28 protein-coding genes are annotated in these 22,340 nt (G+C 71.8%); 20 read left to right on the forward strand and 8 right to left on the reverse strand.

The window, feature by feature from the left end:
- Positions 1–2: 2 nt before the first annotated feature.
- Complete coding sequence (locus ACTWP9_RS18620; RefSeq protein WP_443247492.1) at positions 3–608, forward strand: TetR/AcrR family transcriptional regulator; 606 nt, start codon at positions 3–5, stop codon at positions 606–608.
- 103 nt (positions 609–711) lie between these two features.
- Positions 712–1,680: an NADPH:quinone oxidoreductase family protein gene (locus ACTWP9_RS18625; protein WP_443247323.1), complete on the forward strand. Its 969-nt coding sequence runs from the start codon at positions 712–714 to the stop codon at positions 1,678–1,680.
- 14 nt (positions 1,681–1,694) lie between these two features.
- Here the strand turns inward: ACTWP9_RS18625 and ACTWP9_RS18630 are convergent, their stop codons facing one another.
- Positions 1,695–3,350 (reverse strand): FAD-binding dehydrogenase, encoded by a 1,656-nt coding sequence (locus tag ACTWP9_RS18630; RefSeq protein WP_443247324.1) that lies wholly within the window; start codon positions 3,348–3,350, stop codon positions 1,695–1,697.
- A gap of 114 nt (positions 3,351–3,464) precedes the next feature.
- Between ACTWP9_RS18630 and ACTWP9_RS18635 the strand changes: the two genes are divergently transcribed.
- From ACTWP9_RS18635 to ACTWP9_RS18650, 4 genes are all read left to right on the forward strand, one after another.
- Positions 3,465–3,989, forward strand: coding sequence for an NUDIX domain-containing protein (locus ACTWP9_RS18635; RefSeq protein ID WP_443247325.1), 525 nt, complete (start codon positions 3,465–3,467; stop codon positions 3,987–3,989).
- Between the two features lie 68 nt (positions 3,990–4,057).
- Complete coding sequence (locus tag ACTWP9_RS18640; RefSeq protein WP_443247326.1) at positions 4,058–4,456, forward strand: YidH family protein; 399 nt, start codon at positions 4,058–4,060, stop codon at positions 4,454–4,456.
- Between the two features lie 29 nt (positions 4,457–4,485).
- Positions 4,486–4,809, forward strand: coding sequence for a DUF202 domain-containing protein (locus tag ACTWP9_RS18645; RefSeq protein WP_443247327.1), 324 nt, complete (start codon positions 4,486–4,488; stop codon positions 4,807–4,809).
- A gap of 38 nt (positions 4,810–4,847) precedes the next feature.
- Positions 4,848–5,333, forward strand: a complete 486-nt coding sequence (locus tag ACTWP9_RS18650; RefSeq protein ID WP_443247493.1) for a gluconokinase — start codon at positions 4,848–4,850, stop codon at positions 5,331–5,333.
- Positions 5,334–5,366: 33 nt separating this feature from the next.
- Here ACTWP9_RS18650 and ACTWP9_RS18655 read toward each other — a convergent pair whose 3' ends face one another.
- Positions 5,367–5,516, reverse strand: coding sequence for a hypothetical protein (locus ACTWP9_RS18655; RefSeq protein WP_443247328.1), 150 nt, complete (start codon positions 5,514–5,516; stop codon positions 5,367–5,369).
- Positions 5,517–5,734: 218 nt separating this feature from the next.
- On the opposite strand from ACTWP9_RS18655, the gene ACTWP9_RS18660 reads away from it, so the two are divergent.
- Together ACTWP9_RS18660 and ACTWP9_RS18665 are read left to right on the forward strand one after the other, a co-directional pair.
- Positions 5,735–6,757 carry a phosphotransferase family protein gene (locus ACTWP9_RS18660; RefSeq protein ID WP_443247329.1) on the forward strand — a complete coding sequence of 341 codons (1,023 nt, stop codon included), beginning with the start codon at positions 5,735–5,737 and terminating at the stop codon, positions 6,755–6,757.
- Between the two features lie 7 nt (positions 6,758–6,764).
- Positions 6,765–7,991 carry an acyl-CoA dehydrogenase family protein gene (locus ACTWP9_RS18665; RefSeq protein WP_443247330.1) on the forward strand — a complete coding sequence of 409 codons (1,227 nt, stop codon included), beginning with the start codon at positions 6,765–6,767 and terminating at the stop codon, positions 7,989–7,991.
- Positions 7,992–8,078: 87 nt separating this feature from the next.
- On the opposite strand, the gene ACTWP9_RS18670 is transcribed toward ACTWP9_RS18665, so the two are convergent.
- The 3 genes from ACTWP9_RS18670 to ACTWP9_RS18680 form a co-directional block, all read right to left on the reverse strand.
- Entirely contained in the window at positions 8,079–10,448 is a 2,370-nt protein-coding gene (locus tag ACTWP9_RS18670; RefSeq protein WP_443247331.1) for a glycoside hydrolase family 65 protein, read from the reverse strand.
- Positions 10,445–11,218 (reverse strand): HAD family hydrolase, encoded by a 774-nt coding sequence (locus ACTWP9_RS18675; RefSeq protein WP_443247332.1) that lies wholly within the window; start codon positions 11,216–11,218, stop codon positions 10,445–10,447. Before ACTWP9_RS18675 ends, ACTWP9_RS18670 begins: the two co-directional genes overlap by 4 nt.
- Positions 11,219–11,297: 79 nt before the next feature.
- The gene (locus ACTWP9_RS18680) at positions 11,298–13,136 is read right to left on the reverse strand and encodes a GAF domain-containing protein (protein ID WP_443247333.1); all 1,839 of its coding nucleotides are present in this window, start codon (positions 13,134–13,136) and stop codon (positions 11,298–11,300) included.
- A 241-nt stretch (positions 13,137–13,377) separates the two neighbouring features.
- Between ACTWP9_RS18680 and ACTWP9_RS18685 the strand changes: the two genes are divergently transcribed.
- Positions 13,378–14,082 carry a response regulator gene (locus ACTWP9_RS18685; RefSeq protein WP_443247334.1) on the forward strand — a complete coding sequence of 235 codons (705 nt, stop codon included), beginning with the start codon at positions 13,378–13,380 and terminating at the stop codon, positions 14,080–14,082.
- Between the two features lie 248 nt (positions 14,083–14,330).
- Here ACTWP9_RS18685 and ACTWP9_RS18690 read toward each other — a convergent pair whose 3' ends face one another.
- Positions 14,331–14,711 carry an RNA-binding S4 domain-containing protein gene (locus ACTWP9_RS18690; protein WP_443247335.1) on the reverse strand — a complete coding sequence of 127 codons (381 nt, stop codon included), beginning with the start codon at positions 14,709–14,711 and terminating at the stop codon, positions 14,331–14,333.
- A 103-nt stretch (positions 14,712–14,814) separates the two neighbouring features.
- Here ACTWP9_RS18690 and ACTWP9_RS18695 point away from each other — a divergent pair, with 103 nt between their 5' ends.
- Complete coding sequence (locus ACTWP9_RS18695; RefSeq protein ID WP_443247336.1) at positions 14,815–16,644, forward strand: PP2C family protein-serine/threonine phosphatase; 1,830 nt, start codon at positions 14,815–14,817, stop codon at positions 16,642–16,644.
- A 73-nt stretch (positions 16,645–16,717) separates the two neighbouring features.
- On the opposite strand, the gene gvpO is transcribed toward ACTWP9_RS18695, so the two are convergent.
- Both gvpO and ACTWP9_RS18705 read right to left on the reverse strand, forming a co-directional pair.
- Complete coding sequence (gene gvpO / locus ACTWP9_RS18700) at positions 16,718–17,011, reverse strand: gas vesicle protein GvpO (protein WP_443247337.1); 294 nt, start codon at positions 17,009–17,011, stop codon at positions 16,718–16,720.
- A 120-nt stretch (positions 17,012–17,131) separates the two neighbouring features.
- Positions 17,132–17,302, reverse strand: coding sequence for a hypothetical protein (locus ACTWP9_RS18705; protein WP_443247338.1), 171 nt, complete (start codon positions 17,300–17,302; stop codon positions 17,132–17,134).
- Between the two features lie 119 nt (positions 17,303–17,421).
- Here ACTWP9_RS18705 and ACTWP9_RS18710 point away from each other — a divergent pair, with 119 nt between their 5' ends.
- The 10 genes from ACTWP9_RS18710 to ACTWP9_RS18755 all read left to right on the forward strand — a co-directional run bounded on the left by ACTWP9_RS18710 (position 17,422) and on the right by ACTWP9_RS18755 (position 22,317).
- On the forward strand, positions 17,422–17,862 hold the full coding sequence (locus ACTWP9_RS18710; RefSeq protein WP_443247339.1) for a hemerythrin domain-containing protein: 441 nt from the start codon (positions 17,422–17,424) through the stop codon (positions 17,860–17,862).
- Positions 17,863–17,957: 95 nt separating this feature from the next.
- Complete coding sequence (locus tag ACTWP9_RS18715) at positions 17,958–18,368, forward strand: gas vesicle structural protein GvpA (protein ID WP_443247340.1); 411 nt, start codon at positions 17,958–17,960, stop codon at positions 18,366–18,368.
- Positions 18,365–19,138 (forward strand): GvpL/GvpF family gas vesicle protein, encoded by a 774-nt coding sequence (locus ACTWP9_RS18720; RefSeq protein ID WP_443247341.1) that lies wholly within the window; start codon positions 18,365–18,367, stop codon positions 19,136–19,138. Before ACTWP9_RS18715 ends, ACTWP9_RS18720 begins: the two co-directional genes overlap by 4 nt.
- Positions 19,139–19,187: 49 nt before the next feature.
- Positions 19,188–19,424 (forward strand): gas vesicle protein GvpG, encoded by a 237-nt coding sequence (locus tag ACTWP9_RS18725; RefSeq protein ID WP_443247342.1) that lies wholly within the window; start codon positions 19,188–19,190, stop codon positions 19,422–19,424.
- Entirely contained in the window at positions 19,421–19,813 is a 393-nt protein-coding gene (locus ACTWP9_RS18730; protein WP_443247343.1) for a hypothetical protein, read from the forward strand. The genes ACTWP9_RS18725 and ACTWP9_RS18730 overlap by 4 nt, the downstream gene beginning before the upstream one ends.
- Positions 19,810–20,166: a gas vesicle protein gene (locus tag ACTWP9_RS18735; RefSeq protein ID WP_443247344.1), complete on the forward strand. Its 357-nt coding sequence runs from the start codon at positions 19,810–19,812 to the stop codon at positions 20,164–20,166. Before ACTWP9_RS18730 ends, ACTWP9_RS18735 begins: the two co-directional genes overlap by 4 nt.
- Positions 20,163–20,981: a GvpL/GvpF family gas vesicle protein gene (locus ACTWP9_RS18740; protein ID WP_443247345.1), complete on the forward strand. Its 819-nt coding sequence runs from the start codon at positions 20,163–20,165 to the stop codon at positions 20,979–20,981. Before ACTWP9_RS18735 ends, ACTWP9_RS18740 begins: the two co-directional genes overlap by 4 nt.
- Before the next feature lie 100 nt (positions 20,982–21,081).
- Positions 21,082–21,267 (forward strand): gas vesicle protein, encoded by a 186-nt coding sequence (locus ACTWP9_RS18745; RefSeq protein ID WP_443247494.1) that lies wholly within the window; start codon positions 21,082–21,084, stop codon positions 21,265–21,267.
- Between the two features lie 5 nt (positions 21,268–21,272).
- Entirely contained in the window at positions 21,273–21,572 is a 300-nt protein-coding gene (locus ACTWP9_RS18750; RefSeq protein WP_443247495.1) for a gas vesicle protein K, read from the forward strand.
- A gap of 25 nt (positions 21,573–21,597) precedes the next feature.
- The gene (locus ACTWP9_RS18755) at positions 21,598–22,317 is read left to right on the forward strand and encodes an MgtC/SapB family protein (RefSeq protein WP_443247346.1); all 720 of its coding nucleotides are present in this window, start codon (positions 21,598–21,600) and stop codon (positions 22,315–22,317) included.
- Positions 22,318–22,340: the final 23 nt, after the last annotated feature.

The raw sequence follows: 22,340 nt of genomic DNA on the forward strand, positions 1-22,340 counted from the left end.
TGATGAGCCGTCAGGACGACGGCTGGGGCGGCGACACCCCCGCGCCCGTACCGCAGCGGTTGCTGGCAGCCGCCACCCGGCTCTTCGCCGAGCAGGGCTACGACCGCACCTCCGTGCAGGAGATCGTGGAGGCGGCAGGCGTCACCAAGGGCGCCCTCTACCACTACTTCGGCTCCAAGGACGATCTGCTGCACGAGATCTACGGCCGCCTGCTGCGGCTCCAGCAGGAGCGACTCGACCTGCTCGCGCAGCGCGAGGCACCCGTCGAGGAGCGGCTGCGCGCGGCTGCCGCCGACGTCGTCGTCACCACCATCGACAACCTCGACGACGCCATGATCTTCTTCCGCTCCATGCACCAGCTCTCGCCCGAGAAGCAGAAGCAGGTGCGCGCGGAGCGGCGCTGCTACCACGAGAGGTTCCGCGCTCTGATCGAAGAGGGCCAGCGCGCCGGGGTGTTCAGCGACGCCACCCCTGCCGACCTCATCGTGGACTACCACTTCGGCTCCGTACACCACCTCGGCAGCTGGTACCGGCCCGACGGCCCGCTCACCCCCCAGCAGGTCGCCGACCACTTGGCCGACCTCCTCCTGCGGGCGCTCAGGCCATGAGCCCGCACTCAATCCCGCCGCGACGGCGAGCAAGCACGACGGCGAGGGTCCGGCGGAAAACAAGACAGGCTCAACCACAACGTTCGGCATGAAAGGACATCCCGTGCAGGCTTGGCGCGTCCACACCAACGGCGAACCGCGTGACGTGATGCGGCTGGAGGAGATACCCGAGCCCGAGCAGGGGCCCGGCCAGCTGCTGGTGCGGGTGCGGGCCGGGAACGTCAACTACCCGGACGCCATGCTGTGCCGGGGCGAGTACCAGATCCGGCCGCCGCTGCCGTTCACCCCCGGCGTGGAGCTGTGCGGCGAGATCGTCGGCGGGCCCCGGGCGGGGGAGCGGGTGCTGGGACAGCCCGTACTGCCCTGCGGCGCCTTCGGCGAACTGGCCGTCATCAGCGAGGAGAGCGCCCGGCCCGCACCGGAGGCGCTGGACGACGCCCAAGCCGCCGCGCTGCACATCGGCTACCAGACGGGCTGGTTCGGCCTCCACCGGCGCGCCCGCCTCCAGAAGGGCGAGACCCTGCTGGTGCACGCCGCCGCGGGGGGTGTCGGCAGCGCCGCCGTCCAGCTCGGCAAGGCCGCCGGGGCGCGGGTGCTGGGCGTCGTCGGCGGTGAGGCGAAGGCGGCGGTTGCCCGCGAGCTGGGCTGCGACGTCGTCATCGACCGGCGGAGCGACGATGTCATCGCCGCCGTGAAGGAGGCCACCGGCGGCAAGGGGGCCGATGTCGTCTACGACCCGGTCGGGGGTGACGCCTACGCGGCGTCCGCCAGATCCGTCGCCTTCGAGGGGCGCATCGTGGTCGTCGGCTTCGCCAGCGGCGCGGTGCCCACACCGGGGCTCAACCACGCGCTGGTGAAGAACTACTCGATCCTCGGGCTGCATTGGGGCCTCTACGCGCAGAAAGAGCCGTCCGCTGTGGACCGCTGCCATGAGGAGCTGACCCGTCTTGCTGCGGAAGGCGCTGTCAGGCCGTTGGTGAGCGAGCGGGTGGCGCTGGACGGCGCCGCGGACGCCGTCCAGCGGGTCTTCGACGGGGTGACCACGGGGCGGGTGGTGGTCGAGCTCGGATGACCCCGCAAGGGCGGTCAGGCGACCGCCCGTGCGGCAGCACGCCCGGCCGTACGGCCCGAGAAGAGGCAGCCGCCCAGGAAGGTGCCCTCCAAGGACCGGTAGCCGTGCACGCCGCCGCCTCCGAAACCGGCGGCTTCGCCGGCCGCGTAGACACCTGGCAGCGGCTCTCCGCCCGCCGTGAGCACGCGCGAGGACAGATCCGTCTCCAGCCCGCCCAGCGTCTTCCGCGTCAGGATGTTGAGGCGTACGGCGATCAGCGGGCCGGCGGCGGGATCGAGCAGCCGGTGCGGGGTCGCGACGCGGATGAGCCGGTCGCCCAGATAGCGCCGGGCGCCGTGCATCGCGGTGATCTGCAGGTCCTTGGTGAAGGGGTTGCGGATCTCGCGGTCCCTGGCGGCGATCTCCCGCCGCAACGCGTCGGCCTCGATCAGCTTGTCCCCCGTCAGTTCGTTCATGCGGCGGGCCAGCGTGGCGACATCGCGCTCGATCACGAAGTCGACGCCGTTGTCCATGAACGCCTGCACCGGCCCGGGCGCGCCGCCGCGTGCCCGGCCGAGGACGTCGCGTACGGACCGCCCGGTCAGGTCCGGATTCTGTTCGGACCCGGAGAGCGTGAACTCCTTCTCGATGATCTTCTGGCTCAGTACGAACCAGGTGTAGCCGTGGCCGGTCCGCATGATGTGGTCGAGGGTGCCCAGGGTGTCGAAGCCGGGGAAGAGCGGGACCGGCAGCCGCTGTCCGGTGGCGTCCAGCCACAGGGAGGAGGGGCCGGGCAGGATACGGATGCCGTGCCGGGCCCAGATCGGGTTCCAGTTCTCGATGCCCTCGGTGTAGTGCCACATCCGGTCGCGGTTGATGAGCCGCCCGCCCGCCTGTTCCGTGATGCCGAGCATCAGCCCGTCCACATGCGCCGGGACGCCCGAGAGCAGCTTCTGGGGCGGAGTGCCCAGCCGCTCGGGCCAGTTGGCGCGCACCAGGTCGTGGTTGCCGCCGATGCCGCCGGAGGTGACGATCACGGCCTGGGCACGCAGCTCGAAGCGGCCGGCGACCTCGCGGCTGCTGGCCGTACCGCGCCGTGCGTCGCTGGGCACCAGTACCTCGCCGGTCACGGTGTCCACCGTCCCCGCCGTACGCGAGAGCCCGGTGACGCGGTGCCGGAAGCGCAGCTCGACCAGGCCCCGCTCCACGCCCGCGCGTACCCGGCGCTCGAACGGCTCGACGAGCCCGGGTCCGGTGCCCCAGGTGATGTGGAAGCGGGGTACCGAGTTGCCGTGGCCGCCCGCGTCGTAACCGCCGCGCTCGGCCCAGCCGACCACGGGGAAGAGCTTCAGCCCCTGGGAGCGGAGCCAGGCCCGCTTCTCACCGGCGGCGAAATCCACGTACGCCTCGGCCCAGCGGCGCGGCCAGTGGTCCTCCGGCCGGTCGAAGCCGGCCGTGCCCAGCCAGTCCTGCCAGGCCAGTTCGCGGCTGTCCTTGATACGCAGCCGGCGCTGTTCGGGGGAGTCGACGAAGAAGAGGCCGCCGAAGGACCAGTGCGCCTGGCCGCCGAGCGCCTGTTCGGGCTCCTGGTCGAGGAGGATGACGCGCCGCCCGGCGTCGGCGAGTTCGGCCGTCGCGGCAAGGCCCGCCAGCCCGGCTCCGACCACGATCACATCGGCGTCGTACGCCATGCTCCCACCTCTCGTACAGCTGCACCCGACCGGTGACCGGAGAGTAACCTTCGGCCGGGCCGTCGGACACCCCTACGGAGCCGTCCGCGTCAACGGTGGTGCTTGGATGGGCGTATGACGGAGCAGGGGCGCGCGGCGGACGAGCTGCTGGACATCGTGGACGAGCAGGACCGGGTCATCGGGCAGCGGCTGCGCGGTGAGGTCTACGCGAAGCGGCTGCGGCACCGCAGCACCTCCATCCGGGTGCGCGACGCCGCGGGCCGGATCTTCGTGCACCGCCGCACCCCGACCAAGCTGATCTTCCCCGGGATGTACGACGTCGTGGTGGGCGGCGTGGTGGGCGCAGGCGAGGACTACGACACGGCGGCGCTCCGGGAGGCCGAGGAGGAGCTGGGCGTCAGCGGGCTGCCGCAGCCCGAGCGGCGGCTGAAGTTCCTCTTCGAGACGCCCGCATTCTCCTGGTTCCTCCAGGTGTACGAGGTGGTGTGCACGCTGCCCGTCCAGCCGCAGCCCGAGGAGGTCGAGTGGTGGGACTTCCTCCCGGCGGACGAGCTGGAGCGGCGGCTGGACGGCTGGGCAGCGGAGGGAGACGTCGTCCCGGACGGGCTGGAATGCCATCGCCGCCTCTCGGCGCTGTGAGGGCCCACCGGACGGCGCTTCGGCGTACCACCGGAAGCGAGCCGCAGGTCACGACGTACGGTTGAGGCATGCGCGACCGGATCTCGGGGACCCTCCGGCTGTGGTTCGCACCTCAGCGGCTCAGGGACGAGGGCACCACACCCGACTACCGCTTCTCCCTCGCCAACGAGCGCACCTTCCTCGCCTGGATACGCACCGCGCTGGCCCTGGTGGCGGGCGGGATTGCGGTCGACCAGTTCCTGACGGACCTGCGCTGGGGTGTGCGGACGGGCGTCGCGATCGTGCTGCTGGCCGGTGCGGCGCTGTGCGCCTTCCGCGCGGTGAACCACTGGGTGCGCTGCGAGCGTGCCATGCGCCGCGGTGAGGACCTGCCGGCCTCGCGCTTCCCGGTGCTGCTGGCGAGCGGTACGGCGCTCGCGGCACTGCTGGTCATCGCCGTCGTCGTGCTCGGCCTGGCGGGCCGGTGACCGGCCGTCCGACGGCCGGCGGACCGGGCGTGGGCGTGCCGCACGACCCGGAGGCGGGCCGCGATCCGGGCGCGCAGCCGGAGCGTACCTGGCTGGCCTGGCGCCGTACGACGCTCACCTGCGCCGTCTCCGTCGCGCTGGCGGCGCGGGTGGCGCTCGCGCAGCCGTCGGGCCCCGCCGTGGCGGCCGCCGCGCTCGGGGCGCTGGCCTGGGTCGGGCTGCTGATCACGGCCCATCGGCGGATCGGCGGACTGTCCCGGGCCCGGCCGGGGACGATGGGTGCTGCCGAGACCCTGGGGACGCTGGTCTGTGTACTGGTACTGGTCGGCGTGGGGGGAATGATGCTGCTGTGAACGGCCGGGAGGGCGCACCGGGGCCGCTCGTCGTCGTGATGGGGGTGTCCGGGTCGGGCAAGAGCACCGTCGGCGAATGGCTGGCGGAGGCGCTCGGCCTGCCGTTCGCCGACGCGGACGACTTCCACCCGGAGCAGAACATCGAGAAGATGTCGGCCGGTATCCCGCTGGACGACGCGGACCGGGCGCCGTGGCTGGACGCGATGGCCGACTGGCTGGCCCGCCGCGCCGACGGCGGTGCCGTACTGGTCTGTTCGGCCCTCAAGCACCGCTACCGCGAGCGGCTGCGCCGGGCGTCGCCGCGGCTGTTCTTCGTGCACCTGGACGGCTCCTACGAGCTGATCGCCGCCCGGCTGGCCCGGCGCAAGGGCCACTTCATGCCACCGAGCCTGCTGCGCTCACAGTTCGACGCCTTGGAGCCGCTCGGCGAGGACGAGTGGGGGGTCACCGTTTCCGTCGCCGGTACGCCGGACGAGACCCGCGCCGAGGTGCGGAGCGCGCTGGCGCGCGCGGGGGTGTTCTGAGGGCTTCGCCGCGAGGGGTGGCCACCTGCCGGGTCAGGCGAGCGTGACGGCGGCCAGGATCAGCACGCCGACCGTGAGAACGATGATCAGCGCGAGTCCGGAAGGGTTGCGGTGGTTGAGGACGTAGCCGTTCCTGTACCGCTCGTCGCGTACGAACAGCGGCTCGTTGTCACCCATGGGCATACCCCGAGGCTAGGGCGCGACCGGTGGGTGTGTCATGGGACTTCGGGCGGAAAGCGGTGCATCACACACCGAGCCAGCCGCATACGGGGCAATCCGGACCTGAGAGGGTCGTCGCGGCGGAAAATCAGGTGCCGTGCACAAAGAGAGGGGCCACCTCTGGACGTACATACCGACTAGTCGGCATGATCGTGCCGAGCGATGTCGAAGGAGCGCGCACGATGAGCGAACAGAATCCGCCCGGTCTCGATCCGGCACGGCTGGCCGCGCACCTGGAGCGGGAGTGTCCGGGGCTGATACGCGGGCCGCTGAGCGCCGAGGTCGTGCAAGGCGGCCGGTCGAACCTGACGTACCGGGTCACGGACGGAACGGGACGGTGGGTGGTGCGGCGTCCGCCGCTCGGTCACGTACTGGCCACCGCGCACGACATGGCCCGCGAGCACCGTGTCATCAGCGCGCTGCGCGACACCGCCGTGCCGGTGCCGGGGACGGTGCTGCTGTGCGAGGACCCGGATGTGATCGGGGCGCCGTTCTATGTGATGGAGCACGTCGACGGCACCCCGTACCGCACGGCAGAGGAGCTCGCCCCGCTCGGACCCGGGCGCACCCGCGAGGTCGTCCTGGCGCTGCCCGACACGCTGGTGGCGCTGCATGCCGTCGATCCGGAGGCGGTGGGGCTGGCCGGCTTCGGGCGGCCCGAAGGTTTTCTGGAGCGGCAACTGCGGCGCTGGGGCAAGCAGCTGGAGGCGTCCCGCAGCCGTGAGCTGGCCGGTATCGACGCACTGCGCACCGCGCTGGGCGAGACGCTGCCCGACTCGCCGCGGCCCACCGTCGTGCACGGCGACTTCCGCCTGGACAACGTGCTGGTGGACGCCGACGACGAGGTTGCCGCGGTGCTCGACTGGGAGATGTCCACCCTCGGCGACCCGCTGACCGACCTCGGGCTGCTGGCGATGTACAGCGAGCGCCAGGCCGTGCCCGACTCGCCGGTCAGCACCACCAGCGGCGCACCGGGCCACCCCTCCGCGGCCGAACTGATCGAGCGGTACGCCGAACTGTCGGGCTGCGACGTGTCCCGGATCAACTGGTACACCGCGTTCGCCTACTTCAAGCTCGCCGTGATCCTCGAGGGCATCCACTACCGCTTCACGCTCGGCCAGACCGTCGGCGCGGGCTTCGACCGGATCGGCGAGCTCGTGCCGGTCTTCATCGACAACGGACTCACCACTTTGCGGAAGGGCTGAGCAGCAGATGGACTTCGCATACGACGCGCGTACCGAGGAACTGCGCGAGCGACTGCTCGCCTTCATGGACGCGCACGTGTACCCGGCCGAGCAGGTGGCCGAGGAGCAGCGCGCCGAGCAGGACTCGCCCTGGTCCACCGTGCCGGTCCAGGAGGAACTCAAGGCCACGGCGCGGAAGCTGGGGCTGTGGAATCTGTTCTTGCCGGACGAGGAGTACGGCGCGGGGCTCACCAACCTCCAGTACGCGCCGCTGGCCGAGATCACCGGCCGCAGCCCCCAGTTGGCGCCGACCGCGCTCAACTGCGCGGCCCCGGACACCGGGAACATGGAGCTGCTGGCCCAGTTCGGCTCGACCGAGCAGCGGGAGTGGTGGCTGGAGCCGCTGTTGGCGGGCGAGATCCGCTCGGCCTTCGCGATGACCGAGCCGGACGTCGCCTCCTCGGACGCCACCAACATCGCCACCCGCATCCGGCGGGAGGGCGACTCCTATGTCATCTCGGGCCGCAAGTGGTACATCTCCGGTGCCATGCATCCGGATTGCGCCATCTTCATCGTCATGGGCAAGACCGACCCGGACGGCGAGGACGTACGCCGCCAGCAGTCCATGGTGCTGGTACCGCGCGACACCCCCGGCGTGGAGGTGCGCCGTGCGATGTCCGTCTACGGCTACGAGGACCACTACCACGGAGGTCACGCCGAGGTGGTCTTCCACGACGTACGCGTCCCGGCGGCCAACCTCGTCGGCGAGGAGGGCGGCGGTTTCGCCATCGCGCAGGCCCGGCTCGGCCCGGGCCGTATCCACCACTGCATGCGGCTGATCGGGATGGCCGAGCGGGCCATCGAGCTGATGTGCCGGCGGGCGCTGGACCGTACGGCCTTCGGCAAGCCGCTGGCCCGGCAGGGCGTGGTGCACGAGTGGATCGCCGACGCGCGGGTGCAGGTCGAGCAGTTGCGGCTGCTGGTGCTGAAAACGGCGTGGCTGATGGACACCGTCGGCAACCGGGGCGCCCACACCGAGATCCAGGCGATCAAGATCGCCACCCCGCGCGCGGTGGTGCGGATCATCGACGATGCCGTACAGCTGCACGGCGCCGGCGGGGTCTCGCAGGACTTCCCGCTCGCCCATCTGTGGGCCTCGGCACGGACGCTGCGGCTGGCCGACGGGCCGGACGAGGTGCATCAGCGTTCGCTGGCCCGCCGGGAGCTGAAGCGCCATTCCGGGTACCCGGCATAGCGGGCTGCGCTTGCCCACCCTGCGCCCTGGGGGTGTCCCCTGCTCGAAGAGCTTGGGGGAGCACCCGCAGTCGGCAAAGCTCGGACGCTACTCCGACGGTCCGGGACCGCCGTGACGGCGAGCCGGCCGGCGGCCCGGTGGCGGGGACGGCTCGGGGCTCGGCGGCGGGCGCCGCACCTGGTGCGTCCGGGGCGTCCCGCAGGACAGCGTGAAGCGCTTGCCGCAGTGGCACAGCTCCAGCGGCTCGCCCTCCAGCAGCGTGTAGGTGGCCGTCGTCCCGGCGAGGTCCACCCGCAGCCGCCGCTCCCGCACCTGCACCGTGAAGGCCAGCCGGCTCAGCTGTTCGGGAAGCAGGGGGGCGAAGTCCAGCGTGCCGCGCCGCAGCCGCATCCCGCCGAACCCGGCGACCAGCGCGATCCAGGCGCCGGCCAGCGAGGCGATGTGCAGCCCGTCGCGGGTGTTGCTCTCCAGGTCCTCCAGGTCCATCAGCGCGGCCTCGCCCACATAGTCGTAGGCGAGCCGCAGATGACCGACCTCGGCGGCCATCACGGCCTGGCAGCAGGCGGAGAGCGAGGAGTCGCGGACCGTCATCTGCTCGTAGTAGGCGAAGTTGCGGGCCTTCTGCTCGGCGTCGAAGGCATCACCGCGCTTGTAGAGGGCCAGCGCCAGGTCGGCCTGTTTGATGACCTGTTTGCGGTACAGGTCGAAGTACGGGTAGTGCAGCATCAGCGGATACTGGTCGGGCCCCGTCGCGGCGAAATCCCACATCTGGTGCCCGGTGAAGCCGGCCGACTGTTCGTGGACCCCCAGCGTCTCGTTGAACGGGAGGGCCGCCGCGTCCGCCGCGTCCCGCCAGGCCGCTGCCTCCTCGTCGTCCACCCCCAGCGCGGCTGCCTCCTCGGTGTACCGCTCCACGGCATCGGCGGCGGCGCGCAGGTTCTGCTGCGCCATCAGGTTGGTGTAGAGGTTGTCGTCCGCGACGGCGCTGTACTCGTCAGGGCCGGTGACGCCGTCGAAGTGGAAGGCGCCGTGGTGGTCGTGGTGGCCCAGCGAGTGCCACAGCCGGGCGGTCTCGACGAGGATCTCCACCGCCGTCTCGCGCTCGAACTCCACGTCGCCGGTGGCGTCGACGTACCGCACGACGGCGTCCGCGATGTCCGCGTTGACATGGAAGGCGGCGGTACCGGCCGGCCAGTAGGCGGAACACTCCGAACCGTCGATCGTCCGCCAGGGGAAGGTGGCTCCGCGCAGGCCGAGCTGGCGGGCCCGCTCGCGCGCGGCGGGCAGCGTCTCCTGCCGCCAGCGCAGCGCTTCGGCGACGGAGTCCGGCGAGGTGTAGGTGAGCACCGGCAGCACGAACTGCTCGCTGTCCCAGAAGGAGTGGCCGTCGTAACCGGAACCGGTCAGCCCCTTCGAGGGGATGGCGCGCTTCTCGGCGCGGGCGCCCGCCTGAAGCACGTGGAAGAGCGCGAAGCGCACCGCCTGCTGGATCTCCGCGTCGCCGTCCACCTCCACATCGGCGCGGGCCCAGAAGCTGTCCAGATACTCCCGCTGCTGCTGCACCAGTCCCTGCCAGCCCTTGCTGCGGGCACCGGCCAGTGCCGCGTCGACCTGGTCGCGTACCGCGGGCAGTGAGCGGGCTCCGGACCAGCCGTAGGCGACCAGCTTCTCCACCCGCAGCGGTGCGCCCGGTTGCAGTTCGGCGGTGACGGTGAGCCGGGCGACGTTCTCCCCGCTCTCGCTGGAGGTGCTGGTCGACGCCGGTCCCTGCACGGTGTGGTCGGCCGCCGCACCGACCCGCAGCCCGCTGCGCTCGGTGCAGTGCACCAGCCGCAGCCGCATCTCGTGGGCGAAGTTCTCCTCCGGCAGCAGCACATCCTCCAGCGCGGCGGCGACCCGCGGGTCCCCGCCGGTCTTCTGCGGCAGCTGCTCGTTGGCGACCAGCTCCGACTGGACGACGATCCGGACGTCGGAGTCCAGCGGTTCCACCTCGTAGGCGACGGCGGCGATGGCGCGCTGGCTGAAGGAGACCAGCCGGGTCGAGGTCACCCGTACGGTGCAGCCGGCCGGTGAGCTCCACTCGCAGACCCGGCGCAGCAGCCCCGTCCGCAGATCCAGTACGCGCTCGTGGAAGCGCAGCTTGCCGTAGCGGACGTCGAACGGCTCGTCGTCGACGAGCAGCCGCATGATCTTGCCGTTGGTGACGTTGATGACGGTCTGTCCGGACTCGGGATAGCCGTAGCCCGCCTCCGCGTACGGCAGCGGGTGCAGCTCGTGCACCCCGTTGAGATAGGTGCCCGGCAGTCCGTGCGGCTCGCCCTCGTCGAGATTGCCGCGCCAGCCGATGTGCCCGTTGGAGAGGGCGAAGACGGACTCGCTCTGCGGGAGGACGTCCAGATGCAGCTCGCTCTCCCGCAAGGACCACGGCTGTACGGCGTAGCAGGAATGGCTGATCACGGGCGCTCCTTCCCCGGCACGTGCTCCAGCTCGCGGTCCGGGAGCAGTTGTTGCAGGTCCTGGACGACGGCGTCGGCGCCGTGTGCGCGCAATGCGTCGGCCTGTCCCGTCCGGTCGACCCCCACGACGTACCCGAAGTGTCCGGCCCGGCCGGCGTCCATCCCGGCCAGTGCGTCCTCGAAGACCGCCGACTCGGCCGCCGGTACGCCCAGTTCCTCGGCGGCGGCGAGAAAGGTGTCGGGATGCGGCTTGCCGGGCAGCCGGCGTTCCCTGGCCACGATGCCGTCGATCGTCACGTCGAACCGGTCCTCGATGCCTGCCGAGGCGAGGACGTCGCGGCAGTTGGCGCTGGAGGAGACCACCGCAGTCCGCAGCCGGGCCGCTCGCACCGCGTACAGATAGCGCAGCGAGCCGTCGTACGCCTCGACGCCGTCCTTGCGGATCTTCTCCAGCAGCAGCTCGTTCTTGCGGTTGCCCAGCCCGTGCACGGTCTCCCGGCCGGGCGGGTCGTCGTCGGTGCCCTCCGGCAGCTGGATGCCGCGTGAGGCGAGGAAGGTGCGTACGCCGTCGGCACGCGGGCGCCCGTCCACGTACGCGTCGTACTCCGCCACCGGGTCGAAGGGGCGGAAGCCGGGCCCTTCGCGGTTGCGCAGATACGCGTCGAACATCTCCTTCCAGGCGGCAGCGTGCACGACGGCCGTCTTGGTGAGCACACCGTCGAGATCGAACAGACATGCGCGGATGCTGTCCGGCAGACCGAGGTTCGTCATGCGTGCCGGGTCCCCTGGCCGCCCGGTCGGCATGCCTTCCTTCCGGCTTTGCCGCCCGGCTGGGCGCGGGGCAGGCGGCCTACGCTCTGGCCGGCTCACCGTCGTGGGGGAGGGGCACCTCCCAGACGATGCGGGTGCCGGGACCTGCCCCGGATGCCGAATCGGTGCCCGGACCCGGCGTCACGGTCAGCGCGCCGCCGAGCAGCTCGGCCCGCGACCGCATGTTGGCGAGCCCTCCGGAGTGCGAGCCGGCACCGCTGACCGCGGCGGCGTCGAGTCCCACACCGTCGTCGACGACGGTCAGTGAGATCGCCGCGCCGACCTGTAGCGTCACGTCCACCCGGCGTGCCCGCGCGTGCCGCACGATGTTGCTCAGCGCCTCGGCCAGCACCGCGCCCACCTGTTCGGCCGCCTCCACGGGCACATTGGTGTCGACCGGTCCCTCCATCCGCAGGGACGGCAGGAAACCGAGCCGCTCGGCGGCGTCGCTGACGGCCTTGGCGAGGGTCCTGCGCAGACTGATGGCGGGGTCCGCTGCGCCCTCCCCGGAGGTACGCAGCGCGAAGATGGTGGAGCGGATGATCTTGATGGTTTCGTCGAGGTCGTCCACGGCCCGGTTCACCCGTTCCGCCGCCTCGGTCCGCTCGATGAGCCGCCCCGCGCTCTGCAGCGTCATCCCGGTGGCGAACAGCCGCTGGATGGCCAGATCGTGGAGGTCGCGGGCGATGCGGTCGCGGTCGTGCAGCAGCGCCAGCTGTTCGGACTCTGCGCGGTGCTGCGCCATCTCCAGCGCGAGTGCCGCCTGCGCCGCGAAGTCCTTGAGCAGCTCCACCTCCGTCTCGTCGAACGGCGGCCGTCCCTTGAGCCGGCTCAGCCGCAGCGCACCCGGCGCGTCCTGCTGCGCCAGCAGCGGCACGGCGACGACGGGGCCGTGCTCGGCCTCCCCGTCGGGAAAGGCATGGGTACGCGGATCGTTGCCGATGTCCGCCGTCACCGCCGACTCCCCGGTACGGGCCGCGAGCCCCGACAGGGTGTCGTCGTAGGGCACGATCACCCCTGTCTGCTCCTTGGCGAGGTCACCGACCGCCGTCACGACTCGCAGCGCGTCCGCGCCGCCCTCGGTGTCCGGCAGCAGCACGCACGAGGTGTCGGACTGCGCCACCTCCAGCGCCCGCTGCGCGATCAGCCGCAACACCTCGTTCGAGGTCGCACCGCTCAGCAGTAGCCGGGTGATCTCGCCCAGCGCCTCCAGCCACTGCTCGCGGCGCCGGCTCTCCGCGTACAGCCGCGCGTTGTCGACGGCGACCCCGGCGGCGACGGCCAGCGTGGTGACGACCGCCTCGTCGTCCGCGTCGAAGTCCGCACCGCCGCGCTTCTGGGTCAGATAGAGATTGCCGAAGACCTCGTCCCGCACCCGCACGGGCACGCCCAGGAACGTGCGCATCGGCGGATGGTGTGCGGGGAAGCCCTGGCTGGCCGGGTGCGCCGCCAGGTCGGTGAGGCGTAACGGCCGTGGATCGCGGATCAGTTCGCCGAGCACGCCGTGCCCCGACGGCAACGGGCCGATGCGCGCGGACTGTTCCGCCGAGATGCCCACGGGCAGGAAGCTCGACAGCCGCTGCCCGTCGCCGATGACGCCCAGCGCGCCGTACTCGGCGTCGGTCAGCGCCAGCGCCGCCTCCACGATGCGGCGCAGCACCTGGGACAGATCCAGCTCCCGCCCGACGCTGAGCACGGCTTCCAGCAGGCTGTGCATCCGGTCCTGGGTCAGGCGTGCGGCGTCCAGCCGCGTCTGGAGCTCGTCCAGCAGCTCGTCCAGCCGGAAGTGGGGCAGCTCCTCGCGGCCCTCCACCCGGTCCCCGCCCCGGTCCGTCCCTCGGTCCGGACGGTGCTGCCCCGCTCTGGCAGCGTCCGACATGCGCACCTCCGTACGCTGTACGACATCCGGGCCCCCGCACGACCCCGGAACCGGCAGTCTACGGCCGAACCGACCTCAGGTCGCCGGTCGTTTCCGGCTCCACCTCGGTACTTCCGTCGCCCGGCCGGGAGTTCGCGTTCCGGTTGCCCGGCTTGACGGGCCGCCCCGTCGGGTACCGAACGGCCCCTACTCTTCGGGCGGTGCGTGCCGCAGGCTGGGAAGGCGTACCGAAGGAGGTCCAGTGCCGGGTTCCGACAGCCTGGGCGGCGTTACCGCCCGCCCCGCAGCACCTGTTCGTGTCTTTCTGCTCGACGATCACGAGGTGGTACGGCGAGGGCTGCGCGACCTGCTGGACGGGGAGCCGGATCTGGAGGTCGTCGGCGAGGCGTCCGACGCCGAGGAAGCGCTCACCCGGGTCCCCGCGGTGCGCCCCGATGTCGCGGTGCTGGATGTGCGGCTGGGCAGCGCCGAACAGGACGGCGACCACTCGGGTATCGAGGTCTGCCGGGAACTGCGCGCCCGAATGCCCGAGTTGGTGTGCCTCATCCTCACCTCCTTCGACGACGACGAGGCGTTGATGGACGCGGTCATGGCGGGCGCCGCGGGCTATGTGCTCAAGCAGATCAAGGGTGCCGACCTGGTCAGCGCGATCCGCACGGTTGCGGACGGCACTCCGCTGCTCGACCCGGGGGCGAGCGGGCGCGTCATGGCGCGTGTCCGGGCCCGGGAGAACCGCGCGGGCCCGCCGGAGCTCGCCCGGCTCACGCCGCGCGAGCGGGAGGTGCTCGCACTGATCGGCGAGGGGCTGACCAATCGCCAGATCGGCGAGCGGCTCTTCCTTGCGGAGAAGACGGTGAAGAACCGGATCTCCGCCATCCTCGGCAAACTCGGCGTCGGCCGCCGCGTCCAGGCAGCGGTCATCGCGGAGCGTTTGCGCGAGCCTTAGTCTCCCGCGCTTCTTGCGTGCCCCGCATGGTTGCGGCCGGCGGGCTGGCCCGAGCCTCATGCCTACCCCGTATTGGGGGGCTGCGCTTGCCCACCCTGCGCCCTGGGGGCACCTCCCGGCCGGAGGCTGGGGGAGCAGACTGTCCAAGCACAGTAGGGGAGACGCGCCCCGTCAGGGGCGCGGGGAACTGCGCGCCAAGCCACGAAGCACCCCGCAGCCTGCGACGGCCGGGAAGGGGCACCCCCTCGTCAGTGGCGAGGAACGCGGAGGCGCTCCAGCTCGCGGCGATCGCGCTTGGTGGGGCGCCCCGCGCCCCTCTCGCGGCGGGCGACGACGGGGACGTCCACCGCGCTCGGCGGCGGCGGACTGTTGTCCTGGTAGCACTCGACGGCGACCGGCGCCCCCACCCGCTTCTTGATCAGCCGCTTGACGATCACGATCCGCTCGCGCCCTGCCTGCCGCACCCGTACCTCGTCCCCCACCCGGAGGGCGTGCGCCGCCTTCACCCGATCACCGTTGACCTTGACGTGTCCGCCGCGGGCCGCGGTCGCCGCCTGGGAGCGGGTCTTCGTCAGCCGTACGGACCAGATCCAGCTGTCGACCCGTACCGACCCCTCGTCTGCCGTCATGCTTCCGACTTTAGGCGAGCGCGCCCGCGTGGGTGCCCCGCTGGGCCTCCCGGGTTGCCCGCCACCCGGCGAAGAAGCGCGGCAAGGCCGACAATGAGCACATATGGACGCCTCATCTGCGGACCTCGCCACCGGAGCCGCCGCAGCTGCTCCGGAAAGCGCGCTCGAGGAGCTCAACCAGCTGGCGCTGCGCACGGTCGCGCGTGCCCGGCACCGTGCGCGCGTCCGGATCGCCGAGGCGAGCCCCGCACACCCCGCACACTCCGGCCACTCCCCGGACGCGGCGGGCCGGCCGACGACCGGGCCGTTCGCCTACGACGGCGCCGAGAGCGCACCGCCCAGCGATGTGGCGGTACTGCCCGGACTGCCGTCCTGGCTGCCCGCCGTGCTGGGCGTGCTGCGGGGCAGCTCGACAGTGCTGCGCCCGGAGTACGCCGCGGACGGTACGATCCGTGACTTCATCGTCGTCGGTGCCAACCACTTCGAGCTGAGCGGGGTGGAGCGCGGCTCCTACGACTTCCTCGGCAAGCGGCTGTCCGAGACCCGGCCGGGCGTCCGTACCAGCGGGATGTACGACGTCTACCGCGCTGCCTTGGACCGCGGCAGCCCCGTCTCCAGCGACACGATCGACTACGTCGACGTCATCGACGGCGTACTCCAGCGGGCCCGGCTGCGCGGCACCGTGACCCTGCTGCCGGACGAGGGGCTGCTGCTGACGAACTGGGAGCCGGTGGGTGAGGCCAGACTCAGCCGCCGTATCCAGGAGCGGGGCCGGATGGGGTGGGCGGAGTGGGATCTGATCACCGGCCGGATGCGCTGGTCGCTGGGGATGCGCGAGCTGCTGGGCCTGACGGCGCCACCGCCGGAAGGCGTCCCGCTGGAGGGAGACAACGAGCTGGAGGACGCCGCCCGCTCGGTGACCTCGGCCAAGGACATCGCCGCCGATCTGTTCACCGTGGGGCGGATGATCGACCCGGCCGACATGCCCGCGTTCGTCGAGGACATGCGGATGCTGCTGGCCGGCGGCGAGGTGCCCGACCGGGAGCTGACCGTCCACGTGGGGGAATCGACGCGGCGGATCCGCTGGCTCGGCCACGCACAGCCGGAGGGCGCCGAGGTGCCGGAGTCGCTGCTGTTCGCCGCGCGGAACGTCACCGGTCAGGAGGAGCTGCTGAGCCGGGCGCTGAGCGAGACCGAACGGCTGCGCGAGGAGGCGGCGGCCGAACACCGCGTCTCCGAGACCTTCCGCAGGGCGCTCACCCCGCCGCTGGGCGCGCTCACCCCGCCGTGGCTCTCCGTCAGCGCCGTCTATGTGCCCTCCGACTCGGGCGTCGGCGGCGACTGGTACAAGTGCCGCGAGCTGCCCGACGGCCGGTTGCTGCTGGCCGTCGGCGACGCCTCAGGACACGGTGTGGACGCGGCCAGCCGGGCAGTGCAGCAGCGCTCCGCGCTGGCCGGGCTCGCCTACACCGACGAGGACGCGGCCGAGCTGACCATGGCGCTGGGGGAGGTCGTCTACTACGGCGGCCTGGACACCACCGCCACCTGCGTGGTGGGGCACCTGCACCCCGAGTCCCGCGTCTTCCGCTGGGCCAGCGCCGGGCACCCCGCGCCGGTGCTCGTCCGGGACGGCGTACCGCGGCTGCTGGAGGCGGAGCACGGCATGATGCCGGGCGTCACGCCGCACACGCCGTACGCCATCAATGACACCCGGCTGCAGTCCGGCGACCTGTTGCTCTGCTACACGGACGGCGTCATCGAACGCCGCGGCATGGACCTGGACGAGGGGGTCGCCGCCCTGCTGGCGGCGGTAGGGGAGTGCGCGGCACGCAGCAGTTCGGCCGAAGCAGCCACTGACTGTCTGGCGGCCTCCACCCTGCTGGCGCAGGAGGCGGAGGACGACGCGACGATCCTCGCTCTGTACCTGTCCTGAGCCCTGTATCTGTCTGTCCTGAGCCCTGTGTCTCTCCCGAGGGCCTGGCCCTCGCGCGCCTACGGCTCAGCGTTCAGCGTGGGTCGGCCCTCCCCCGTTCGTAGCGGCGGACCCTGCGGTAGCCGGTCAGCTCGCCGTCCGGGTCCAGCGTCATCTCGTACGAGCTGAGCATGCTGACGCTGTCCGGGATCCGGCGCAGCTCGACGACTTCGACACACAGCGTCCAGCTGCCGTCGTCGCCTCTGACGACGGAGGAGACCGATTCGGACTCCAGGCCGGTCAGCTCCTCGATGGCCTCCCGGGCCGACCGCAGGACCTGCGCGGTACCGGGGCCCTTCGCCTCGACGGTCGGCTTCTTCTCACTCATCCGCGGTCCTCCTCCCTCCCCGTTCGTGCCGGGGAGCGCCGGTGGACCGGGCGGGTGCCCGCTGTGCGCGGAGTGAACCGGGCGAGGCCGGGTACCGGTGGAGGGCCGAAGCGCGGCCGGTCAGTCCTCGCCGCGGAAGATGTGCGACTCCGGGTCCCGGTCGCCGGACGTGGCGTGCGGTCCGTAGCCCATGGGGCCGTCCGGGCGGCGCGCCGTCCGCGAGACGTTCACCGTCGGGCGGCGGGATTCCCGGGCGTTCTCGTCACGGGTCCTCGTCTGATTCTGCTGCACGTGCGATCACCTCCGTTTCGGCTCACGCAGGCGGGTCCCCACGCGCCACGAGGTGAAACGGCGACCCGGACAAAACGGTCAGCGGGCCGAAGAAGCCGGAAGAAGACCGAGGAGCGCCGATGCCGCACCGCCCGGACGTACTCGAACTGTTCACGGACGCTCACGCGGAGGCCGAACGCCTCGTCACGGCCTACGAGGCGACCCGCGACCCGGAGCGCCGCGCCGCCCTCGCCGAGCAGCTGGCGGCCGGGCTGGAGCGGCACGCCCTCGCGGAGCGCCGCGCGCTGCACCCCGTCGTCCGCCGGGTGCTGCCCGAGGGGGAGCGGCTCGTCGCCGCGGCCCGGCAGCGGTGGGCGGTCGCGTCGGCTACCGCCCGGGAACTTTCGGCGGCCGAGCCTTGCTCGCCGGCCGCCGAGCGCTGGATGAGCACGCTGTTCGAGCAGCTCCGCGAGCACGCCGCCCGCGAGGAGGGCGAGCTTTTCCTCCCGTTGCGGGGCCGGCTGCGCCGCCGGGAGCGCCGCCGACTGGGTGCCGCCGCGGAGCGCTGGCTGAGGGTTTGACCCTTGGGGTGAGGGCTACCCGTCCGTGGCCGCACGGGAGTTCCCCGTGAAGCCAAGCCAGAAAGCGGCGCCAACAGCGAAGGAGGCTCTGCCTCATGACTGTCGCTCCGGCACAGCAACAAGGCGGCGGAACCGGCAATCTCTACGACGTACTGGAACTCGTCCTCGATCGCGGATTGGTGATCGACGCGTTCGTACGGGTGTCCCTGGTCGGCATCGAGATCCTCAAGATCGACGTCCGGGTCGTGGTCGCCAGCGTCGACACGTACCTGAAGTTCGCCGAGGCGTGCAACCGGCTGGACCTGGAGTCGGGCCGCAACAAGAGCCCCGGCCTGCCCGACGTCGTCGGACAGGTCACCGAGTCCGGGGCCCAGGGAAAGACCAAGGGCGCGCTCAGCGGCGCGGCACAGACCGTGTCCGACGCGTTCCAGCAGGCGCGTGACGAGTCCCAGGAGGGCAGTACGCGACGGCGCACCGCCACCCGCAAGAAGGAGGAGCGGGAGTGAGTACCTACGTCTACGGCATCACCCGGACCCCGGCCCCGCCCCTGCGCGACGGCCTGACCGGCGTGGGCGAACCGCCCCGCGCGGTACGGGTACTGGAGCGGGACGGCCTGGTGGCGGTGGTCAGCGACGCCCCCGACGACCTGCGGCCCAAGCGCCGTGAGCTCCTCGCCCACCAGCAGGTCCTGGCGGAGGCGAACGCCGAGCGGGTGGTGCTGCCGATGCGGTTCGGCAGCGTCTCGGAGGACGACGCCACCGTCGGCGAGGTGCTCGTGGAGCGGGCCGAGCACTTCCTGGAACGCCTCGACACGCTCGAAGGCAAGGTCGAGTACAACATCAAGGCCAGCCACCACCAGGAGGCCGTGCTGCACGTCGTGATGGCGGAGCAGCCCGGACTGCGCGCGGAGAGCGAGGCCAACCGCGCGGCAGGCGGCGGCAGTTACGAGCAGAAGCTGGCGCTCGGTGAGAAGGTCGCCCGTGCCGTGCAGGCCCGGGAACCCCTCGACGCGGCACTGCTGCGCCGTGCCCTGGAGCCGCTGGCGGCCGAGGTGAGCGAGGGCCCGCAGAGCGCGGGCTGGCTGGCGAACCTCTCCGTCCTGGTCGACCGGGAAGCGGCCGACGAACTGCTGTCCGCCGTAGAGGAGCTGGGCGTCTCCGCACCGCAGCTGGACCTGAAGGTGAACGGTCCGCTGCCGCCCTACAGCTTCGTCGAGAAGACCGACGCCTCCGCCGATGTGAACACCGGCGCCCGGACCGCACCGGCGACCGGCTGACGCGACCGGCCGACGCACCGAAGGACCGACGGAGGCCAAGGAGGTCGACATGGGGCTGATCAGCGAACTGCTGCTGTTGCCCGCTGCCCCGCTGCGCGGCACCGCCTGGGTGCTGCGGCAGGTACAGGCGGAGGCGGAGCGCCAGTACCGCGACCCGGCCACCGTCCAGCGCGAGCTCGCGGAAGCGGAGCGGCAGCTGCTCGCCGGCGAGATCGACGAAGACGAGTTCGACCGCCGTGAGGACCAGCTCCTCGCGCGGTTGGAGAACAGGAACCCATGGACATGAACGACAGACTGACGATGGCGCTCGCCGTCGCCGGAGGCTACGTCCTGGGCCGGACGAGGAAGACGAAGTCCGCCGTCGGCATCGCCGTCACGCTGGTCTCGGCCGGCGTCGTGCTCGCACAGCTCGCCAGGAACCCGCGGGTGGCGCAGCGGCTACTCGTGGCGTCGGCCCGCACACTGGGACAGGCCGCGGGCAAGCTCGACAGCGTGGCCGGGCGCGGTCCGGCACAGCCGTTCGAGGAGACGTACGCGGACGCGGACGCGGACGCGGACGAGGACGGGCCCGAAGCGGAAGAGGCCGAAGGCGCCGAACGGGCCGAAGGAGCCGAAGACGCCGCCGGAGCCGAAGCGGCCGCCGGAGAGTACGCCGCGGCGGGTGAGCGCCCGTGACGACGCCGAACAGACTGCCCGAGCGGTACGAGGGCGGCAGCAGCGCGAACCTCGCCGACATCCTCGAACGGGTCCTCGACAAGGGCGTGGTGATCGCGGGTGACATCCGCATCAACCTGCTCGACATCGAGCTGCTGACCATCAAGCTCCGGCTGATCGTCGCCTCCGTCGACAAGGCCAAGGAGATGGGCATCGACTGGTGGGAGACCGATCCCGCACTCAGCTCCAACGCCCGGCGGGGCGAACTGTCCGAGGAGAACGACCGGTTGCGGCGGCGTATCGCCGAGCTGGAGCAGCGTCCCCCGGACCGCCCGGAACCGGAGGGAGAACGCCATGAACGCCATGAACCATGAACGCGGCGAGCGCCATGAACGGTGAACTGCGGTACGTCTACGCGGTGACAGCGCCCCTGGAGGCGCCGTTGGCTGACGGTGTACGGGGCGTTTGCGGCTCCGCCCCGTACACCGTCCACCACGCCGGACTGCGGGCCGTCGTCAGCCGCGTCCCCGAGGCGGACTTCGCCGAGGAGCCGCTGCGCGCGCATCTGGAGGACCTCGGGTGGCTGGAGGAGACGGCGAGGGCCCACCAGGCGGTGGTGGACGCGCTCACCGCAGTGACCTGCCCTCTTCCGCTCCGGCTGGCCACCGTCTACCGCGACGACGACGGGGTTCGGCGCGCCCTGGAAGCGGGCAGGGAGCAGTTCTCGCACACCCTCGACCGGCTGGCGGGCCGCGTCGAGTGGGGCGTGAAGGTCCACGCACAGCAAGAGCCCGCACCCGCCGCAGCGTCGGCGCCCGCAGCGAGCAGCGGGCGGGAGTTCCTGCGCCGCCGCAGGCAGGAGGTCACCTCGCGGGAGAACGCGCTGCAGGAGGCCGAGGAGCTCGGCCGCACTCTTCATGCGGCACTCACCGCGCAGGCCGAGGACGCGCGGGTGTACCCCGCGCAGAACCCGCAGCTGTCCCGGACGCCCGGGCAGAACCTGCTCAACGCGGCCTATCTTGTGCCCCGCGAACGGTCGGAGGAGTTCGTCACCCGCGTGGAGCGGCTCGGCGCGCACGACCCCTCCGTCCGGGTCGAGCTGACGGGCCCGTGGGCGCCGTACTCCTTCGCGGCACCGGACACACCGGACCGGCAGCGGGAGGGCAGCCATGACGGCGCCGTCTCCTGAGCCGTACGAGTCCCGCAAGCCACGCGAGCCGTACGAGCCCTACGCGTCCTACGAGCCCTGTGCGCCGCGCGGGCCGGTGGCTGTCGACTCCCAGCAGCCGCTGGCCCGGCGGCAGGTCGCGCTGGTGGATCTGCTGGACCGGCTGCTGGGTACCGGAGCCGTCCTCACCGGGTCGCTCACCCTGGGGATCGCCGACGTGGACCTGGTACGGATCGATCTGCGGGCCCTGATCAGCTCGGTCAACGCACATGTCCCCTCGCCCTGGGAGGGAGGGCAGCCGCTGTGACACGAGTGCCTGAGACCCGGGCCTCCGCGCCCCGCCGGCTCGACTTCGACCCCGACACGGTGGAGCGTGACCTGGCCGCGCTGGTGCTGACCGTCGTCGAACTGCTGCGGCAGCTGGTGGAGCGGCAGGCACTGCGCCGGGTGGAGGTCGGGGACCTGGACGAGGTCCAGGAGGAGCGGATCGGGATGACGCTCATGCTGCTGGAGGACCGTATGGAGCTGTTGCGGGAACGCTTCGGGCTGACGCCGGAGGAGCTGAACCTGGATCTCGGCCCGCTGGGTCCCCTGCTGCCTACCGAACGATGACGCCCGAAGCTGTTAGACCTCGGATATGAACGACGCGTTCTACTCCTCGTTGGGCCAGGGCTGGCCGCAGGTGGCCGACCTCGCCCTCGCTTTCTTCCTGACCTCGCTGATCGGCCTGGAGCGGCGCGCCAAGCACAAGAGCGCGGGGCTGCGCACCCACGCGCTGGTGGGGCTCGGCGCTGCGCTCTTCATGCTGGTCAGCAAGTACGGCTTCGCGGATCTGATGGGCAGGGAGGACATCTCCCTCGACCCGTCCCGGGTCGCGGCCCAGGTGGTCTCCGGCGTCGGGTTCCTCGGCGGCGGCGTCATCTTCCTGCGTCGCGACGTGGTGCGCGGACTGACGACGGCGGCGATCGTATGGGTCTCGGCCGCGGTCGGGATGGCCTGCGGCGCGGGGCTGCCGCTGCTGGCGGTCGCGACGGTGACCATGCACTTCCTCACGGTGTGGGGCTTCACCAAGATCAGCGACCGGCTGCCGGGTGTGGAGCCCGGCCATCTGCGGCTCACTTACGAGGAGGGGCGGGGCGTGCTGCGCAACACGCTGCAGATGTGTACGGAGCGTGGCTTCGTGGTGACCGAGACGAACGTCGAGCAGGTGGGTGAGCCGCGTCCGGAGCTCGCCAAGCTCACCCTCGCCGTGTCCGGGTCCGGCTCGGTGCCGGAGCTGGTGGGCGAGCTGATGACGGTCCCCGGGGTGCTTGCGGTCAACGGCCGCGCGGCGCCGGGTGTGCACGAAGGAGACTGAGCGTTTGGTATCGCTCAGCCGTT

Origin of the sequence: Streptomyces sp. 3N207 (assembly GCF_052246355.1) — a bacterium.
Classification (GTDB): domain Bacteria; phylum Actinomycetota; class Actinomycetes; order Streptomycetales; family Streptomycetaceae; genus Streptomyces.

Coding starts and splice junctions, on each gene's coding strand:
- ACTWP9_RS18710 (WP_443247339.1), top strand. CDS start 17,422: ATGCCGCACCGCCCGGACGTACTCGAACTGTTCACGGACGCTCACGCG.
- ACTWP9_RS18660 (WP_443247329.1), top strand. CDS start 5,735: ATGAGCGAACAGAATCCGCCCGGTCTCGATCCGGCACGGCTGGCCGCG.
- ACTWP9_RS18635 (WP_443247325.1), top strand. CDS start 3,465: ATGACGGAGCAGGGGCGCGCGGCGGACGAGCTGCTGGACATCGTGGAC.
- ACTWP9_RS18680 (WP_443247333.1), bottom strand. CDS start 13,136: ATGTCGGACGCTGCCAGAGCGGGGCAGCACCGTCCGGACCGAGGGACG.
- ACTWP9_RS18755 (WP_443247346.1), top strand. CDS start 21,598: ATGAACGACGCGTTCTACTCCTCGTTGGGCCAGGGCTGGCCGCAGGTG.
- ACTWP9_RS18665 (WP_443247330.1), top strand. CDS start 6,765: ATGGACTTCGCATACGACGCGCGTACCGAGGAACTGCGCGAGCGACTG.
- ACTWP9_RS18675 (WP_443247332.1), bottom strand. CDS start 11,218: ATGACGAACCTCGGTCTGCCGGACAGCATCCGCGCATGTCTGTTCGAT.
- ACTWP9_RS18715 (WP_443247340.1), top strand. CDS start 17,958: ATGACTGTCGCTCCGGCACAGCAACAAGGCGGCGGAACCGGCAATCTC.
- gvpO (WP_443247337.1), bottom strand. CDS start 17,011: ATGAGTGAGAAGAAGCCGACCGTCGAGGCGAAGGGCCCCGGTACCGCG.
- ACTWP9_RS18695 (WP_443247336.1), top strand. CDS start 14,815: ATGGACGCCTCATCTGCGGACCTCGCCACCGGAGCCGCCGCAGCTGCT.
- ACTWP9_RS18655 (WP_443247328.1), bottom strand. CDS start 5,516: ATGCCCATGGGTGACAACGAGCCGCTGTTCGTACGCGACGAGCGGTAC.
- ACTWP9_RS18620 (WP_443247492.1), top strand. CDS start 3: ATGAGCCGTCAGGACGACGGCTGGGGCGGCGACACCCCCGCGCCCGTA.
- ACTWP9_RS18690 (WP_443247335.1), bottom strand. CDS start 14,711: ATGACGGCAGACGAGGGGTCGGTACGGGTCGACAGCTGGATCTGGTCC.
- ACTWP9_RS18650 (WP_443247493.1), top strand. CDS start 4,848: ATGGGGGTGTCCGGGTCGGGCAAGAGCACCGTCGGCGAATGGCTGGCG.
- ACTWP9_RS18640 (WP_443247326.1), top strand. CDS start 4,058: ATGCGCGACCGGATCTCGGGGACCCTCCGGCTGTGGTTCGCACCTCAG.
- ACTWP9_RS18725 (WP_443247342.1), top strand. CDS start 19,188: ATGGGGCTGATCAGCGAACTGCTGCTGTTGCCCGCTGCCCCGCTGCGC.
- ACTWP9_RS18740 (WP_443247345.1), top strand. CDS start 20,163: ATGAACGCGGCGAGCGCCATGAACGGTGAACTGCGGTACGTCTACGCG.
- ACTWP9_RS18630 (WP_443247324.1), bottom strand. CDS start 3,350: ATGGCGTACGACGCCGATGTGATCGTGGTCGGAGCCGGGCTGGCGGGC.
- ACTWP9_RS18730 (WP_443247343.1), top strand. CDS start 19,421: ATGAACGACAGACTGACGATGGCGCTCGCCGTCGCCGGAGGCTACGTC.